The sequence below is a fragment of the Brevibacterium sp. HMSC24B04 genome (genome assembly GCF_001806835.1).
GTDB classification, from domain to species: Bacteria; Actinomycetota; Actinomycetes; order Actinomycetales; family Brevibacteriaceae; genus Brevibacterium; species Brevibacterium ravenspurgense.
Map to the genome: position 1 here is coordinate 46,433 of NZ_KV786082.1, position 16,618 is coordinate 63,050.

A 16,618-nucleotide genomic window follows, 5' to 3' on the forward strand; every position below is an offset into this window, starting at 1 on the left:
ACCTTCCTGGTGGCCCGAAGATGTGGCCTCATGGCGACTATCAACGTTCTTTAGAAAGTTAAATACCGCCGCACAATGAGCGTTCACCGATTTGGGAATGATGATCGAGGCTGTAGCGAGGCTCGGATGCTCGGTACCTGATTCCGAGAAAAACCTCCCCTATGTGCCACCGGCATTTTCACCGATGAGATCGACAGTGGCATCAACGCCGCTGGATCGGTCAGAAAAGTTTCGTCGTGCCGTAGTTTGATGTTTGATAAACTGCGGTTATGTCGGTGTCTACGTTGTCGGAGAGTACTCAGAACTATCTCAAGGCGGTGTGGAGCCTTGGGGAGTGGTCCGATGTTCCGGTGACCGCGTCGATGGTCGCGGCACGCACGGGGGTAGCGTTGTCGACGGCATCGGACGCGATCCGGAAGCTCAGTACACAGGGCCTGCTGGAGCATGCCCGCTACAGTGCGGTGAGCTTGACGCCGGAGGGCCGCTCGCATGCGGTAACGATGGTGCGTCGGCATCGACTGATCGAGTCGTTTCTGGTCGAGGTGTTGCGGTATCGGTGGGATCAGGTGCATGAAGAGGCGGACATGCTTGAGCATGCCGTGTCGGATTTCATGATCGACCGCATCGATGAGCTTCTCGGACATCCAGAGCGCGACCCACACGGTGACCCGATTCCTGCGGCGGACGGGACGGTGACGAGGCCCGATGCGGTGCTGCTCACGAGCGTCGGCGCGGGGGCACGGGTTCGGGTAGAGCGGATCTCTGACGATGACTCGGAGCTGCTGCAGTTTTTCGCGGATCATGGCATCGTATACGGGACCGTTCTGGAGACGAGAGCCGCGGCTCCCTATACGGACACGCTCGAGGTGGCTGTCGTGGAACACGAGGCAGTGCTGCCGCTTGGACGTTCTGCGACGGATGCGGTCTGGGTGGCAATGCTCGAATAGTGGTGTGCGTCGGGGTGAGCCGATCTGTTGCCGCTTAGGCTGTGACGGCATGTATCTGACCAGCGACGGTAAGTCCCAGGCTTGCTTTCCCGGTCGAGGTGTCCAGCTCAATGACACCGATTGCGTGATCGATATGTGTGATTTGCGCTGGCGAGTTGGGGGTGAGTCCCAGCATCTGGAAACGTTCGAGGAGTTCGCGATCACCTTCCACCACCCGTGTGATACGCAGATCTACTGCTACGGGGTGGCTTCTCAGTGCGGCATCGGAAACCTTACTGAGGTGGCCGGTGATATCTGGGATGGGGTGCCCGTACGGGTCGACAGTCGGTGATCCGGCCTTCTGGAACATACGCTCTGCGAGGGTGTTAGTGAGGGCAAGACTGATTCCTGAGGCCTCCTCTGCAATATTTGGCCAGGGTATGCCGAGCACGTTGCAGAGAAATGCGCGCGCTATCCGTTCGTGTCGGATTGCGAGGAGCGCGGTACTGCGTCCCTTGTCGGTCAGATCGATGGGGCCGTATCGTTCGTGGTAAACGAGGCTCGCCTCGCCCAGTCGCTTGATGGCCTGCGAGACCGTGGCCGGGGCTCTGGCGAGACGGTGGGTGAGGGCGGTGACGCTGACGGAGGCATGGTGGTGCTCCTGCAGATGCCAAATTGCTTTCAAGTATTGAATCGCGGTGCTCTCCTGCATGGTCTGATGTCACGTCGGGAGGCCCGGTTTACGCGGAGGCTAGTGCTGAAATCTCGTGGTGTGCGAGTTTTCTTCGGCGTTGTGCAAGCCGTGTGCCTGCCAGCACGGCAGCGAACATGAGCCCGTAGAACACGGCCATCCCGGCACTCGTGGCGGCGTCGAGAACGTACGCGACCCAAAAACCTGCCACCGCACCAACAATGGCGATGATCACGGTGAGCGTCATCATCACGGGAAGGCGCGTGCTGAGCAGGTAGGCAGTCACGGGCGGCACGACAACGAGTGCGATCACGAGGATCGCGCCCGACGCGTTGAACGTCACCGAGACGAGGAACATGAACGCGGTGTTGATGAGCCCGGTACGAATGCCGAGGCTGCCCGCGAACTCGGGATCGAACGTCATGACTTTGAGTTTCGAGTAGAACACGGTGAGGAAGGTGACGTTCACGAGCAGGACCGCGAGCATCACGTACATGTAAGACGGGCCCAGCGAGACACCGCCGATGATCAGGTGCCGGAACGCGGCGATGTTGAGGTCCCCTGCGAGCACCATGTGAGTGTCGAGGTGGATGTTCGCGAAGTTTATGCTCACCAAGATCACCCCGCCGCTGAACAGTGCCGGGAAGATGAGCCCCTGCGGGGCATCTCCGGTGAAGAGGCCGGTGCGGGTGACCCATTCTGCGCCAAGGACCACTAGCAGGCCTGCGAGGGCAGATCCGATGATGAGGAGGGGTGAGTCGAAGTTGCGGGTGATGAAGTAGCCGACAACGATGCCAGGGAGTACCGAGTGGGCGATCACGTCGACGAGCATCGACCCGCGACGCAGCACCACGAAAGTGCCGGGGAGCGCACAGGCGACGGCGGTGACGACGGCGAGCAGCATGGTGCCAATGGCGAAACTCATTGCACGGTCCTTTCCATGAGGAGTTCATGCTTCAGCATCGCGCGTGCGCGTCTGCGCGAGAAGACACGGGTGATGATGCTGCGGCGCGGGGAAAACAGCAGAGAAACTACGAAGATCGCGAACAGGGTGAGCACGATCAGTGGCCCAGTGGGTATGTTGCCGAATGCGATCGGTGCCTGCACGCCGAAATGGATATTTACAAGTGGACAATGAAGCTCGGCCCGCTCGTGCCCGGTGAACTCCTCCTCGACACCTTTGATCTCGCGCTCGATATTGGGCGGGTCGACATGCAGGCCTCGCCCTACGACGTGAGCGAGTACGGTCTCCCGCCCGTGAAAATTGAAACGCCCGAGGGTAAAAGCGAGTATGCCGCAATGCAGCGCGGCTTCATGGAGCGCGGCAACGCCCTGCGGGTGCGGGTGCTTGACGCGATCACCCGGGCCCGCGAGAGCGCCGCCGCATAGCTACTCGGTTAGCTACTCCAGCAGTTACCCGAGCGCGGCGGTGAGCACCCTGAGATTGTATTCAAGGTACTTCGCGTAGGTGTTGGCCTCCGGATGTTCGGCGTCACCAATCTCATCGGAGTAGATGGGGTCTTCAAAAATGGGGATCCCCGTCTCTTCTGAGATCTTTTCCATCGGTCGAGTATCAACGTTGGATTCAACAATGAGGTACGGCACCTCAACCTCTTTCAGCTTTGAGATGAGCCGGGTGAGTTGCTCAGCCGAACCGTTTTCTTCCGTGTCGATCTCCCAAATATAGTATTCGGTGAGGTCGTAGCGGTCGGCAAGATACTGGAAGGCGCGCTCACTCGTCACGAGCACACGCTGATCCTCGGGGATCGCGTCCAGCCCTTCCCGGTACTCCGCCTCAATCTTTTCGAGTTCATCGAGGTAGACGTTCGCCCGCTCCGTGTATTCCGCCTCGTGTTCCGGTTCGTGGGCGATGAGTCCGTCGCGTATCGCCTCCGCCATCATGATGCCGACCGTTGGGTCGATGAAGGCGTGCGGGTTGATCTCACTCTCGGCGGTGCCCTCGCCGATCATCATCGGCTCCACCTCGTGAGAGGCGATGATCACGGTGTCTGGGTCGGTGCCGACTGACTCGGTGAGCCGCGCAAACCATCCCGCGTCTCCTCCCTCGAGGTTCAGCCCGTTCATGATGAGTAGGTCAGCGTCTGCTACCGCTTTTGTGTCTTCGGGGAGGGGCTCGTATTCGTGCGGGTCGGTGCCGGTGGGTACGAGGTTGTGCACCTCGATGAGGTCACCGCCGATCTCTTCGGCCATGTTTTCCAAAATGGTGAACGAGGTGACCACCCGCAGTGGCTCCTCGCCCGAGGCGGGTGGCTCACCGTTATCGGCAGCTTGGGTGCAGGCACCCAGGAGCAGTGAAACGGTGATGAGGGCTGCAGCCGCGGTGAGCCGGGCCCTGCGGCGAGGGTGATGGGTCATTGAGGTTGTACCTTTCTGTGTGGGATGAGGAGCCCCTGGCGGGGTGAAAACAGCATGGCAAGCACAAACAGTACGGCGGCGATGATCGCGATGACGGGCCCAGAGGGGAGGTTCGTCGCAAAGCTCACGACCATGCCCACAAAGGAGCTCACCGCCCCGCAGGCCGCGGCGATGATGAGCATCGGGGTGAGGCGTTTCACGAGCAAAAATGCGGTCGCCGCAGGGGTGACGAGTAGCGCGATGACGAGCACCACTCCGACGGTTTGCATCGAGGTGACCGTGACGAGGGTGAGGAGCACGAGCACCAGGTATTGCAGGTTGCGGGTTTTGAAGCCGTACACTTCAGCACTCGCCTCATCAAAACTTGAAATGACAAGCTCTTTGTAGAGCAGTGCGACTACCGCGATGACGACGGCGCCGACGATGATTGAGAGGATCATGTCTTCCGTTTTTACCGCGAGGATGTTGCCGAACAGGATTTTGGTGAGGTCGATCGCGCTTTGTGCTTTCGCGATGAGCACGATCCCGATCGAGAACATGGTTGCGAGGATGATGCCCATCGCCGCATCCTGTTTCACGGTGGTGCGGTTTTGGATGAACCCCACGCCAAACGCCGAGAGGAGGCCTGCCGCGATGGCGCCCCAGAAGAAGTTGATGCCGAGCAGGTAGGAGACGGCGACGCCGGGCACGACGGCGTGTGAGATCGCGTCGCCCATGAGTGCGAGGCCGCGGAGCATGACGAGGCTCCCGATGACCCCGCTGATGATGCCGGTGAGCACGGAGACGATGAGCGCTTTTTGGAGAAAGTCGTAGGCGAAAAGGTCGGTGAAGAACTGCATGGTTATGCCGCCCCTAGGTGTGGAATGCCGAACACGGTCTCGAGGTTTTTTGCGGTGAAGGTTTCTTTCGCGGGCCCGATGCGTGCCACCCCGTGGTTGACGAGGGCGACCCAGTCGCAGTAGTCGAGCACCGTCATGAGGTCGTGGTGCACCATGAGGATGGTGACCCCCTGGGCACGCAATTCTCGTAGCGTTTCAACAATCGTGGTTTCGCTTGTTGCGTCAACCCCCTGAAAGGGTTCATCCATGACGAGGAGCTCGGGTTGCCCTGCGAGCGCGCGTGCGAGGAGCACCCGTTGGCGTTGTCCGCCTGAGAGCTCCCCGATGGGTCGTTCGGCGAGGTGGGTGAGCTTCACGGTGTCGAGAGCGGTGGCGGCGCGTGCCCGCTCGGTTTTGCCGGGGCGTTTCACCCAGCCGAGCCCGGCGTAGGTGCCCATGAGCACAACGTCTCGCACCGTGACCGGAAAGCTCGGGTCGAGGGTGAGGGACTGTGGCATGTACGCCACGCGGGCGCGCACCCGTGACAGTGGGTGATCGAGAAACCGCACCTCGCCGGTGGTGCCGGGCAGGAGGCCGAGCATGGCTTTGAGGAGTGTTGATTTCCCGGCACCATTGGGACCCACAATGCCGAGCACGACACCGCGGGGCACCTCGAAGGAGACGTCAGTAAGTACTGGGTTATTGCGGTAGCCGGCGTGGAGCCCGCGAACCCGGACCACCGGGTCAGACACAGAGAGATTAGCCATGAAGAATCCTTAAGTTTAGTGCACCGAACTTTTTGGATGCTCCTACCGTAAACCCTCCGCTTTCACCCGTTAAATCGCGAAACACACGGGCGCACGAGATCCTCTGAGGCAGACCCCTCTGCCCGCTAAGGAGCGTAGCTGCCGCCATGACTCCCAAGCCGGTCACCAATCGTGATTGAGTGCGCATTGAACATCTTTCTCTTGATTTCCAAACTTATATGTTTGGAATGCCGTAGTTGAAAAGCATAGCAATCGTGTTTTTTGGTCACGTCGCCCCGACTCTGTTCTCAAGGTCGCTGAACTTACTACTCCTCAAGTTGCGTGGTGATGCGTTTGTGTACGTCACGAATAGGTTTGGGGAGGTTCGGGAATTGGGCGAGATGCTCGCTACGGTGGCCCATCTCAGCACCCCATCGCGCACGGTCGATATGAAGCAGCCGGTCGAGATCGCCCGCTTGGAGGTTGAGTCCGTCGAGGTCGAGTTCGTCAGCTGTGGGGAGAATACCGACCGGGGTGTGCTGCCCGGTCGCGCGTCCGTGATGGTGGTCGATAAGCCAAAGGAGAGCACGGAGGTTGTCACGGTACCCCGGCCAGAGGTAGCGGCCATCGTCTGGATCTCGCTGGAACCAATTGACGTGAGCGAAGATTGGCGGGTGGGCAAGGTTGCCGAGGATGGAGAGCCAGTGCTGGGCATAGTCCCCTTCCGGGTAGGAGAGGAAGGGTCGCATGGACATCGGGTCATAGCGCAATTGCCCGTCGAGGCCCTCGGCTGCGAAGGTGGCCTCGGCACCCAAGGTGAGTCCGTCGTAGACACCCTCCGCGAGGTCGGTGATCGCGCGGATCAGGGGTTCACGGTCACTGGTGCGTCCACCAAAGATGATCGCGTCAATTGGTACTCCGGCGGGATGGTCAGCGGCAGGAGCGAGCGTGGGGATGTTGGTGAGTGCGGTCGCGAATCTACTGTTCGGGTGCGCCCAGGGGGCATTTCTCGTGCGCTCGTCGCGGTCGGTGATGAGGTGACCGGCCCAGTCGCGCCATCCTTCGATCTGCGTTGGCGGCTCTGGGGTTTTGCCTTCCCACCACACCTCCCCGGTGAGGTCGTGGCGGGCGACGTTCGTGAAGATCGCACCGCTTCCGGGGCCCATTGCATCGACAGCTACAGGGTTCGTGGTTTCGTTGGTGTCTTTCGCGACACCAAAGATCCCGTTTTCGGGGTTCATGCCGTAGTGGACTGCTCCCCACTCGTCGGCCCCGAAGTCTGGTACCGAGTCCAATCAGTGCTCGGCGCAAAACAAGTATCAGGCGAGAAAACCCAAACCCACGATCACTATCTCAAAGGCACCGTGTTCTGCGGTGAGTGCGGCTCCCGACTCATGGTCACCAACGCCAAGAGCCGCCGTGGCGTCATCTACCCGTACTTCATCTGTGCCGGTCGTCACGCCAAACGCACCAACTGTGAACGCAAAGCAATGTATGTGCCTGATGTTGAAGCCGCGGTCGAAGACTACTACCGGCGCATCCAAATCCCTGAGCACACCATCCAGGGATTGCGTAGCCTCATCACCGCGCAATTCTCTCAACTCCACGCCACCGTCAAGCAAGAACGCAACGCACACGTGCTCGAACACGACGACCTCCAGGCAGAGCGTTCCAAACTTCTGCAAGCCCACTACGCGGGGGCGGTGCCGCTTGATCTCCTCAAGTCAGAGCAGGATCGCATCGGCAGACGGCTCGCGTTCCTCGAAGCACAGATCGAAGCCGGTGACATGGAGTACGAACTGGCAAGTGCCCACCTGGACGACTGCCTCGCACTGGGCAGAGACTGCTACAAGCTATACATGAGCATCGATGACTCGCTGCGGCGCATCGCCAACCAGGCGTTCTTCGACAAGCTCTACCTCAGTGAGGAGGGCACCGTTATCGGTGAACCGGGGGAACCGTTCAACGCGTTCTTCGACCCTGGTGTGCAGACGATAGCGGCCCGCCACGAGGGGCGGGCCGCTGAATCGAGGTCTCAAACCGGTAATGTCGCCGGTTTGAACAACGACCTTCTGGTGGGCCCCGTGGGGATCGAACCCACGACCCACGGATTAAAAGTCCGTTGCTCTACCAACTGAGCTAGAGGCCCGCGCACACAGCGCCTGACCAGTTTATCCTTTGCCATGCCGCGGCTCAAATCATCGGATGCCTCCCGCCTCGTACGGCGTGCCGGATGAATTCCACCGGTCTCAGACGGCAGACAATAAGAATGCGGGGGTGGAAGGAGGACTAGTTCCTTCCACCCCCGCGGGGGATGAGCCGTCCAAAGGGAGAACCTACCCAGAAACTCCTCGGTGAACGCCTCAGACTGTGTGGTTCAGACCCAGTGGGCCTGCAGGGAGCGGCCTGCCTGCACCGTCAACAAACCGTGCAGGCAGGCGGTTTCAGTCGCAGATCATCCGAAGCGGCCAGAAATGTAGTTCTGCGTCTCTTCCTTATCCGGGTTCGAGAAGATGTTCGAGGTTTCGTTGAACTCGATGAGCTTGCCGGGCTTGCCGGTTCCCGCGATGTTGAAGAACGCGGTCTTGTCGGACACACGGGCGGCCTGCTGCATGTTGTGGGTGACGATCACGACGGTGTATTTGTCCTTGAGGGTGTTGATGAGGTCCTCAATGGCGAGCGTCGAAATCGGGTCAAGAGCTGAACACGGTTCGTCCATGAGGATGACTTCCGGTTCGACGGCGATTGCGCGTGCAATGCACAGACGCTGCTGCTGACCACCGGAAAGACCCGAGCCGGGCTTGTCCAGACGGTCCTTGACCTCTTCCCACAGGTTCGAGCCGCGTAGCGCGCGTTCTGCGAGGTCGTCGGCTTCAGACTTGGACAGCTTGTTGTTGTTCAGGCGAACACCGGCGAGCACGTTTTCCTTGATCGACATGGTGGGGAAGGGGTTGGCCTTCTGGAACACCATGCCGACTTCGCGGCGAACGTTGACGGGGTCGACGCCGGGGCCGTAGATGTCTTTGCCGTCCATCTTGACGGATCCCTGCACGCTGGCGCCGGGGATCACTTCGTGCATGCGGTTCAGCGTGCGCAGCACGGTGGACTTGCCACAGCCCGAAGGACCGATGAATGCGGTCACGGACTTCGGTTCGATGGTCATGGACACGCCTTCGACAGCGCGGAAGTCGCCGTAGAAGATGTTGAGATCTTCGATGTCGATCTGCTTGGACACGTTTCCTCCAAAAATCTGTTGCGGCTTATGCCGTTTCCCCGGGATCCGGGGTGCCGACTGAATTCACGAGGTGGAAGTCGGCTGAATTCTTGTCTGTTGGGCTGGGTGGGTCAGCGGCCGGTCTTGGGGGCAAGGACCTTTGCCATGATGCGCGCGCCGAGGTTGAGCACCATCACGATGATGATGAGCACGAGCGCTGCGGCCCATGCGCGGTCAACCGAGGCGATTGCTGCGCTGCCCGGTGCGGTCGGTCGGGTCACGGAGTCGTAGATGTATGTCGGCAGGGTGGACATCCAGCCGGAGAATACGTTCCAGTTGACGCTTGCCGCGAAGCCGGCTGTCACCATGATCGGTGCGGTTTCACCGATGACGCGAGCAATTGCGATGGTGACACCGGACAGGATGCCCGAGATCGCGGTGGGCAGGACGATCTTGACGATTGTCTTCCACTTGGGAACGCCGAGCGCGTAGGAAGCTTCGCGCAGGTCGTGGGGGACCAGGCGAAGGATTTCTTCCGTGTTGCGCACGACCACCGGGATCATGAGCACAGACAGTGCCACGGCCGCTGAGATACCCGATTTCGCGGCCGTGAGGCTTTCGGGTGCGACGAGTCCGATGACAGTTGAGAACAGGGAGAAGGCGAACAGACCGGCAACGATCGACGGGATGCCCGTCATGACGTCGACGAAGAAGGTGATTGAACGGCCGAGCGCGCCGGCCTTCTTGCCGCCGGAGTATTCCACCAGGTAGACGGCGCACATGATGCCGACCGGAATCGAGATCAGTGCAGCGAACAGAGTGATGAGCAGCGTACCGACGATGGCGTGGTAGAAGCCGCCCAACAGTTCACCTTCACCGGCGGCGAACTCCTTGTCGTAGATGCCCTTCATCCCTTCCATGGAGCGGGACATGAGGGTGGAGTTCTCGACGAGGACGGGGCCGCCCTTCTCAAGCGACATCCACAGAAGTGAGATGAGCGGAATGAGCGCCAGCGCGAATGCCGAAGCCACGAGTGTTGTGGCCACACGGTCGACTGCCTTGCGGCGGCCTTCGACCGTCCACGACCACCCGACGATGATGGCGAGGTTGATGACGCCGGCGAGGAACGCGGCAAGCGGAACGTTGAAGCCGTGTGCGATGACGAACGTCAGGACGATCGCCAGGATGATGGAGCCCGCGGCGACGAACAGGGGTGCGAACTTGGGCAGTCGCTTTGTGACCAGATGCGATGAGCTGCGGTTCTTGTCAACAGTGTTTGTCTGGGTGTTCATCACTTCCCCTTCACGGTCGTGCGAGCAACGATCCAGCGTGCTGTCATGTTGACCACCAGCGTGATCGCGAACAGGACGAGGCCGATCGAGATGAGTTCAGAGAGGCGCAGACCTGCGGCTTCTGGGAAGTTGTGGGCGATTTCCGCTGCGATCGTCTGGTTGCCCGACAGGAGAAGCGACACGATCAGGCCGCCCGAGGACAGAACCATGGCGACGGCCATCGTCTCACCGAGAGCGCGGCCCAGGCCGAGCATAACGGCGGACACAATGCCGGACGTGCCGAAGGGCAGAACAGCCATGCGGATCATTTCCCAGCGAGTTGCGCCAAGAGCCAGCGCGGCTTCTTCCTGCAGACGGGGGGTCTGGAGGAAGACTTCGCGGACGAGCGACGTGATGATCGGCAGAATCATGATGGACAGGACGAAGCTCGCGGTGAGCAGGGTGCGGCCCGTCTGTGAAATGGCTCCGTCGTCGTCGGGCGCGAAAATCGGGATCCAGCCGAGGTACTTGGCCAGCCAGGCGTAGAGACCGACGAGGTTGCTCGACAGTGCCAGGCCCCACAGGCCGTAGACGACCGAGGGGATGGCGGCCAGAAGGTCGATCGTGTAACCGAGAACCGGTGCGAGTTTTCGCGGGGCCATGTGCGTGGTGAACAGCGCAATGCCGATTGCGAACGGCGTTGCGATGATCAGCGAGATCACGGCCGAGATCAGTGTGCCGATGATGAGCGGGAACACGTAGGGCAGGAAGCCGCGTCCGCCGCTGATCTGCGAGGGGTCGTCAAACGACGCTTTGATGGTGTCCGTGGACTGAAGAAGCAGGAAGAATGCAACGCCGGCGAGGATGGCAAGAATGAAAATGCCTGCGCTGAGTGCAGCTGCCGAGAAGATGCGGTCACCGGGACGGATTACCGTGCGGGACTTCTTCGTGTCCGGAGCAGAGGCTTGTGTGTCTGTTGCTGTAGACAAAAGAGCTCCTGTGGTGTGGGTAGGTATTTCAACGGGCTGTGCGGCTGTTCGGAGTCCGTCCCGAACAGCCGCACAGCCCTAATGCTCAGTCTGAGTATGTTTCAGACCGGCGTCAGATCACTTCTTGACTTCGATCTTGTCGAGGGCAGAGGTGATCTTGTCGCGCATTTCAGAGGAGATCGGAGCCGAGCCTGCGCTTTCAGCAGCCGATTCCTGGCCCTCTTCGCTCACGACGAAGTTTTCCCACGCCTTGACCAGGTCGACCTTTTCCTGGCTGTCGTAGGACGAGCACACGATGTGGTAGGACACGAGGACGATCGGGTAAGCGCCTGCTTCTTCGGTGTCGCGCTTCAGTTCAACAGCGATGTCACCTTCGCCGCGGCCTTCTGCGACGGGCGAAGCGTCAACGACCTTGGCGGCTGCTTCGGGGGTGTACTCCACGAAGTCTTCGCCGACCTTGATCTTGGCGGTGCCGAGGTCGTCGGCAACTGCGGAAGCGTCTGCGTAGCCGATTGCGCCGTCGGTTTCAGAAACGAGCGAAACAACACCGTCGGTGCCCTGTGCAGCTTCACCGCCGTATTCCGACGGGAATTCTTCGGCTGCTTCGTCCTTCCAGTCTTCGCCGGCTGCCTTGTTGAGGTAGTCGGTGAAGTTCTTGGTGGTGCCCGATTCGTCGGAGCGGTGGACAGCCGTGATCTTGGTGTCAGGCAGGTCAGCGTCCGGGTTCAGGTCGGCGATTGCCTTGTCGTTCCACTTGGTGATCTTGCCTGCGAAGATCTGTGCGGCGGTGGCAGCGTCGAGGTTGAGTTCGTCAACGCCTTCGAGGTTGTAGGCGATGGCGATCGGCGAAATGTAGACGGGGAATTCGAAAGCTCCGCCGTCGCCGCAGACCTCGTTGGCCTGCTCGAGTTCGTCGTCGTCCATGAATGCGTCCGAACCGGCGAAGTCTGCCTTGCCGGCCAGGAACTGCTTGCGGCCAGCGCCGGAGCCGTCGGGCGAGTAGTTGACGGTCACGTCGGAGTTCTGGCCGGTGAAGTCGGTGGTCCAGGACTGGATGGCGGCCTTCTGCGAGGACGCTCCGATGCCGACGAGTTCGCCGGAGACCTGGTCTCCGCCTTCGTTGCCTCCGCCGGATTCTCCGGTGGCGGATCCTCCGCCGCATGCGGACAGGGTGATTGCAGCTGCGGCGAATGCGGCTGCGGCAGGTGCGAGGCGCGTAAGCTTCACAAGAGTGCCTTTCTTTCGAGGTCACGGGGTAGGTTTTCCCTCAGTGCTCTTCAAAAGCTAGGCCGTGCGTGTAACGCCCAGGAACTTTTAAGGTTAACTGAAGGTGAACCTCTGTTCGGCTGCGGTGTTCCCGGCCACACAAGCGCTGAAATCAGGCTATTGTTGCCGCCGCGATCAGGGTCACTCTGCGTGATTTCCCTGGTCGGGAAGGCTGGTCAGAAAGCTCTTACGCATCGATGGGGCGGAACCGCTCGAAGTCCACGATCTTCGGAATTGAGCCCGGCCGCACATAGGCCACAAGGATCTCGCCGGGGCTGAGGTACGGGTCTTTCTGCGGCAGCTTTTCCGCCAGGCCGGGCACACAGTATTCGGAGACGACGTCCAGGAATGTCGGCAGCACCGGTCTGTGCGAGCAGATGGCGGTCGTCTGGCCGCGCGCCATAACCTTCTTCAGCACCTTGACGGTCTTATTGGGGTTTTGGGTGTTCGCCTTCTCTGACAGCCAGCGGTTGGTGGAGATCTTCAGTCCGCGGCCTGCCGAGAACGGCTTGAGAGTTGCGGTGCAGCGTTTCCACGGGCTGGACAGCAGCTTGGGAATGTTCCAGGAACCCAACAGGCCGGTCAGCGCCATCGACTGGCGCGTACCGATGGCCAGCAGAGGCCGCAGCGCTTCTGTTTCGTGCCATTTGGAGCGTGGGAAGGCCTTGGCGTGGCGGACGATGATGAACTGCCACGCCCGCAGCGAACCTGTTGAGTAGGCGAGTTTGAGCTTCTCCAGCTGTTCGCGGTCTGAATGGCGGGAGACCTTTTTGATGGCCTGATCGATGGGCAGCCACCGCCCCTCATCGACTTCTTTGGGGTTGTCGGCCGCGGGCTTTTGGGTCGTGGTGACTTCAGCAGACCAGTACTTGACGTGCTTGGTGAGCTTCTTTCCCACCGTGTAGCGGGCGTCCGGCAACGGCAGGCCCAGGTGGATGATGTAGCCGGTCTCTTCCCGGACTTCGCGCACGGCGGCTTCCGGAAGTGTTTCGCCTTTGTCGACTTTGCCCTTGGGGAACGACCAGTCTTTGTGCTTGGGTCGGTGGATGAGCAGGACTTCCAGCTGGCCGGTGAAGTCGCGCCACAGAACCGCGCCGGCGGCAAAGACGTCGGCTTTGATCTTGGCGGATTCGCCGGCATTGGCTACAGGGGTGGGGCTCACGGGCGCTCTCCTGGGCGACGGCGGTAGTCGGCGATGGTCAGTTCCTGGTAGTTGGCGAGTTTCTCGCCGTCGGGTGAGCGGTCGATGTGCCGCCACACTCCCGCGGGACCCAGGACGAAGGATTCGGTCGCCGGGTCGAACGCGCGGTCGAACAGGGCGTCGATCTTGGCTATGTGTTCGGCTGATTTGAGTTCGACGAGAGCTTCGACGCGACGGTCGAGGTTGCGGTGCATGAGGTCGGCTGAGCCGATCCACATTTCGGTGTTCCCGTCGTTGAGGAAGGAGAACACGCGTGAGTGTTCGAGGTAGCGGCCCAGCACGGAGCGGACTTCGATGTTTTCGCTCAGCCCCTTGATCCCGGGTCGGATGGCGCAGATGCCGCGCACGAACATCTGGCACTGCACGCCTGCGCGGCTGGCCAGGTAGAGCGCGTCGATGATCGCTTCGTCGACGATGGAGTTGACCTTGATGCGCACGCGAGCGGGTTTGCCGGCGCGAGCGTTTTCGGTTTCGCGGTTGATCAGGTGCAGCAGGCTGGTGCGCACCGACTGCGGTGCAACCACGAGCCGCTGGTAGTCCGAGCGGGGCGAATAGCCGGAGAGCTTGTTGAAGAGCTTCGAAATGTCTTCGCCCAGCACGGGATCGCGGGACAGCAGGCCGAAGTCTTCGTAGCCGCGGGCCGTTTTGGGATGGTAGTTGCCGGTGCCCACGTGTGAGTAGCGGACCAGGCCGTCGCTTTCCTGCCGCACGACAAGACAGAGCTTGGCGTGGGTCTTCAGGCCCACGAGTCCGTAGACCACGTGCACGCCGGCCCGTTCGAGTTTGCGCGCCCACGAAATGTTGGCCTCTTCGTCGAAGCGGGCTTTGATTTCGACGACCGCGAGCACCTGTTTGCCGTCGTGGGCGGCTTCGATGAGCGCGTCGACGATCGGGGAGTCTCCCGAGGTGCGGTACAGGGTCTGCTTGATGGCCAGCACGTGCGGGTCGGCCGCCGCCTGTTCGATGAAGGCCTGCACTGATGTCGAAAAGGAATCGTAGGGGTGGTGCAGGAGGATTTCGCGTTCCGCTGTCGCTTCGAAGACGTCGACTTGGTCGGCGGTTTCGGTGGGTGCGAGGTCGCGGTTCATGCGCGGAACGGCCCGGGGGAAGTGCAGGTCGTCACGGGGAATGTCCGCGATGACCGACAGGCCCGTGAGGTCGAGCGGACCGTCCAGTTCGATGATTTCGGTGTCTGCCAGGTCGAGTTCTTCCTGCAGCAGCGCGCGCACGCGGGGGTGGATGTCGTGGGTGACTTCCAGGCGGACGGGCGGGCCGAAGCGGCGGCGGCTGAGTTCTTTTTCCAGCGCCTTGAGCAGGTTTTCGGCTTCGTCTTCTTCGACTTCCATGTCTTCGTTGCGGGTGACGCGGAAGAGCGAATAGCCGACAATCTCCATGCCTTCGAAAAGGGTGTCGAGCTTCGTGGCGATGAGGTCTTCGATCGTGACGAAGCGGGCGGGGTGTTCTGGTGACACCACCCGGTTTCCGTCGGGGGACTCTGACACGTTGATGAATCGGGGCAGCAGGCCCGGCACTTTGAGGCGGGCAAAGCTCTCCGATCCTGTCGCGGGGTGGCGCAGCAGGATGCCGAGGTTGAGCGAAAGCCCCGAAATATAGGGGAAGGGGTGCGCGGGGTCGACTGCCAGGGGAGTGAGAACGGGAAAGACCCGCTCGCGGTAGAAGCGGTCGATCCGCTTGTGTTCGCGCGCGGTGAGTTCGTCCATCGACACGAAGTGGATGCCCTGGTCTGCGAGTTTGGGCTTGATGTCGTCGAGGAAAAGCCGTGTGTGGCGTTTGGCCAGTGCACGCGAATGCTTGTTGATGGACCGCATGACCGCCCGCGGCTGGGCACCCGTGACAGAAGGCACGGCCAGTCCCGTGGCGATGCGGCGTTTGAGGCCGGCCACGCGGACCATGAAGAACTCATCGAGGTTCGACGCGAAGATCGACAGGAAGTTCACCCGCTCCAACAGCGGGGTTTCAGGGTCGTCCGCCATGGTGAGCACGCGCTCGTTGAACGCCAGCCACGACAGTTCGCGGTCGAGGTAGCGGTCCTGTGGTTCGGGAAGGTCGTGTTTCTTCCCGCTGGCGGCGACGTCGTACATCAGCGTTCTCCCTGCGTTGTTTCAGCGGTGTCCTCAGCCTGCGGCGGGGCGTAGCTGATGTGTTCAATGCGGTGTGTAAACCCCAGACGGTCGTACAGGCCGAGGGCCTTGTCGTTGTCGTCTTCCACGTAGAGTTCGAGCATCTGCGCTCCGCGGCGGTCGATCATGTCGCGCATGCCGGCAACCATGAGTGCATTGCCGATGCCCTTTGCGTGCACGCTGGGGTCGACAGCGATGACGTAGACCTCGCCCACCAGCAGACCGGAAACGTGTTCGGGGTGCATTTTGGTGTCGTGGAAGCCGATGACCCGGCCGTCCTGTTCGGCGATGATGACGTCGCGCGGGTCGAAATCAGCGCTGCGGGTGCGGCCGCGAATGTCCTCAATGGTCTGGTTGCCCTGTTCCGGGTGCCAGGAGAAGGCAGCGTTGTTGATTTCCAGCCAGCGCTCTTCGTCCGCGGTTTCAAAAGTGCGCAGCGAAACTCCGGCCGGCAGATCCAGCGGCGGCAGTTCGAGTTTTTCCACGCGCGGGGTCTGCAGCTGCAGAAGAGTGCGCTGCGGCGTGTAGCCGTATTCGGCGGCAAGAGCCGCGGCGGCCGGGTGGTTTCCGTGCGACCACGGCCACGTGGTGTGCTGACTTCCCTCAGCCCGCAGGCGCTCCAGCAGTTCGGTCCACAGCTTCTTGCCCAGTCCCTGACCTCTGAAGTCGGGGTGGATTGTGAACTCGACGGCACCTCGGGAGCCCAGCCCCGTGGCAATTCCGAAGCCGACGACGGTCGAGCCATCGACCAGAGCGACAGTGGTAGTGTCGGCGGCATCCGCCGCATCGAGCACACCGTCTGACAGTGGGGGAACGCCGTCTGCGCGCTGCGCTTCTGCAAGAAGGCTGCGGACGCTTCCGTCAACGCGGGCGGGAGAGTGAATATCCCAGGACACAGCTGCTGCCACCTTTCGCGGCGATCGGGTTTCCGGCTTCGCGGCCACAGTATATCGACGCGCCGCGCTTTCCCCGCCATTAG

Annotated in this window: 15 protein-coding genes, 1 tRNA gene and 1 pseudogene; 3 read left to right on the top strand and 14 right to left on the bottom strand. The window is 61.2% G+C overall.

Going from position 1 to position 16,618, the window contains the following annotated elements; all coding sequences use genetic code 11:
* The first annotated feature begins 269 nt into the window (after positions 1 to 269).
* Positions 270 to 947 carry a metal-dependent transcriptional regulator gene (locus HMPREF3092_RS03285; RefSeq protein WP_061942168.1) on the top strand — a complete coding sequence of 226 codons (678 nt, stop codon included), beginning with the start codon at positions 270 to 272 and terminating at the stop codon, positions 945 to 947.
* A gap of 34 nt (positions 948 to 981) precedes the next feature.
* Here the strand turns inward: HMPREF3092_RS03285 and HMPREF3092_RS03290 are convergent, their stop codons facing one another.
* Entirely contained in the window at positions 982 to 1,638 is a 657-nt protein-coding gene (locus tag HMPREF3092_RS03290; RefSeq protein ID WP_070423824.1) for a metal-dependent transcriptional regulator, read from the bottom strand.
* A gap of 28 nt (positions 1,639 to 1,666) precedes the next feature.
* The gene (locus HMPREF3092_RS03295) at positions 1,667 to 2,542 is read right to left on the bottom strand and encodes a metal ABC transporter permease (protein ID WP_070423825.1); all 876 of its coding nucleotides are present in this window, start codon (positions 2,540 to 2,542) and stop codon (positions 1,667 to 1,669) included.
* A gap of 26 nt (positions 2,543 to 2,568) precedes the next feature.
* Here HMPREF3092_RS03295 and HMPREF3092_RS03300 point away from each other — a divergent pair, with 26 nt between their 5' ends.
* Positions 2,569 to 3,006 carry a hypothetical protein gene (locus HMPREF3092_RS03300; protein WP_070423826.1) on the top strand — a complete coding sequence of 146 codons (438 nt, stop codon included), beginning with the start codon at positions 2,569 to 2,571 and terminating at the stop codon, positions 3,004 to 3,006.
* Between the two features lie 24 nt (positions 3,007 to 3,030).
* On the opposite strand, the gene HMPREF3092_RS03305 is transcribed toward HMPREF3092_RS03300, so the two are convergent.
* From HMPREF3092_RS03305 to HMPREF3092_RS03320, 4 genes are all read right to left on the bottom strand, one after another.
* Positions 3,031 to 3,993, bottom strand: a complete 963-nt coding sequence (locus tag HMPREF3092_RS03305; protein WP_062020602.1) for a metal ABC transporter solute-binding protein, Zn/Mn family — start codon at positions 3,991 to 3,993, stop codon at positions 3,031 to 3,033.
* Positions 3,990 to 4,832 (bottom strand): metal ABC transporter permease, encoded by an 843-nt coding sequence (locus HMPREF3092_RS03310; RefSeq protein ID WP_061942160.1) that lies wholly within the window; start codon positions 4,830 to 4,832, stop codon positions 3,990 to 3,992. The genes HMPREF3092_RS03305 and HMPREF3092_RS03310 overlap by 4 nt, the downstream gene beginning before the upstream one ends.
* Before the next feature lie 2 nt (positions 4,833 to 4,834).
* Positions 4,835 to 5,578 (bottom strand): metal ABC transporter ATP-binding protein, encoded by a 744-nt coding sequence (locus HMPREF3092_RS03315; protein WP_070423827.1) that lies wholly within the window; start codon positions 5,576 to 5,578, stop codon positions 4,835 to 4,837.
* A 305-nt stretch (positions 5,579 to 5,883) separates the two neighbouring features.
* Positions 5,884 to 6,798, bottom strand: a complete 915-nt coding sequence (locus tag HMPREF3092_RS03320; protein WP_083274237.1) for a phosphoenolpyruvate carboxykinase domain-containing protein — start codon at positions 6,796 to 6,798, stop codon at positions 5,884 to 5,886.
* A gap of 153 nt (positions 6,799 to 6,951) precedes the next feature.
* Here HMPREF3092_RS03320 and HMPREF3092_RS11595 point away from each other — a divergent pair.
* A pseudogene (locus tag HMPREF3092_RS11595) lies at positions 6,952 to 7,032 on the top strand (hypothetical protein); the annotation flags it as partial.
* A gap of 598 nt (positions 7,033 to 7,630) precedes the next feature.
* Here HMPREF3092_RS11595 and HMPREF3092_RS03330 read toward each other — a convergent pair.
* The 8 genes from HMPREF3092_RS03330 to mshD all read right to left on the bottom strand — a co-directional run bounded on the left by HMPREF3092_RS03330 (position 7,631) and on the right by mshD (position 16,535).
* Positions 7,631 to 7,706 (bottom strand) — tRNA-Lys (locus HMPREF3092_RS03330).
* Positions 7,707 to 8,012: 306 nt separating this feature from the next.
* Positions 8,013 to 8,792 carry a phosphate ABC transporter ATP-binding protein PstB gene (gene pstB, locus HMPREF3092_RS03335; RefSeq protein WP_070423829.1) on the bottom strand — a complete coding sequence of 260 codons (780 nt, stop codon included), beginning with the start codon at positions 8,790 to 8,792 and terminating at the stop codon, positions 8,013 to 8,015.
* Positions 8,793 to 8,902: 110 nt separating this feature from the next.
* Complete coding sequence (gene pstA, locus HMPREF3092_RS03340; protein ID WP_070423830.1) at positions 8,903 to 10,063, bottom strand: phosphate ABC transporter permease PstA; 1,161 nt, start codon at positions 10,061 to 10,063, stop codon at positions 8,903 to 8,905.
* Positions 10,063 to 11,031: a phosphate ABC transporter permease subunit PstC gene (gene pstC, locus HMPREF3092_RS03345; RefSeq protein WP_019175814.1), complete on the bottom strand. Its 969-nt coding sequence runs from the start codon at positions 11,029 to 11,031 to the stop codon at positions 10,063 to 10,065. The genes pstA and pstC overlap by 1 nt, the downstream gene beginning before the upstream one ends.
* A 117-nt stretch (positions 11,032 to 11,148) precedes the next feature.
* Positions 11,149 to 12,258 carry a phosphate ABC transporter substrate-binding protein PstS gene (pstS, locus tag HMPREF3092_RS03350; RefSeq protein WP_070423831.1) on the bottom strand — a complete coding sequence of 370 codons (1,110 nt, stop codon included), beginning with the start codon at positions 12,256 to 12,258 and terminating at the stop codon, positions 11,149 to 11,151.
* A gap of 226 nt (positions 12,259 to 12,484) precedes the next feature.
* Entirely contained in the window at positions 12,485 to 13,459 is a 975-nt protein-coding gene (locus tag HMPREF3092_RS03355; protein ID WP_070423832.1) for an NUDIX hydrolase, read from the bottom strand.
* On the bottom strand, positions 13,456 to 15,600 hold the full coding sequence (locus HMPREF3092_RS03360; RefSeq protein WP_070423833.1) for an RNA degradosome polyphosphate kinase: 2,145 nt from the start codon (positions 15,598 to 15,600) through the stop codon (positions 13,456 to 13,458). Before HMPREF3092_RS03360 ends, HMPREF3092_RS03355 begins: the two co-directional genes overlap by 4 nt.
* On the bottom strand, positions 15,600 to 16,535 hold the full coding sequence (gene mshD, locus HMPREF3092_RS03365) for a mycothiol synthase (RefSeq protein WP_176745682.1): 936 nt from the start codon (positions 16,533 to 16,535) through the stop codon (positions 15,600 to 15,602). Before mshD ends, HMPREF3092_RS03360 begins: the two co-directional genes overlap by 1 nt.
* Between the last annotated feature and the right edge of the window lie 83 nt (positions 16,536 to 16,618).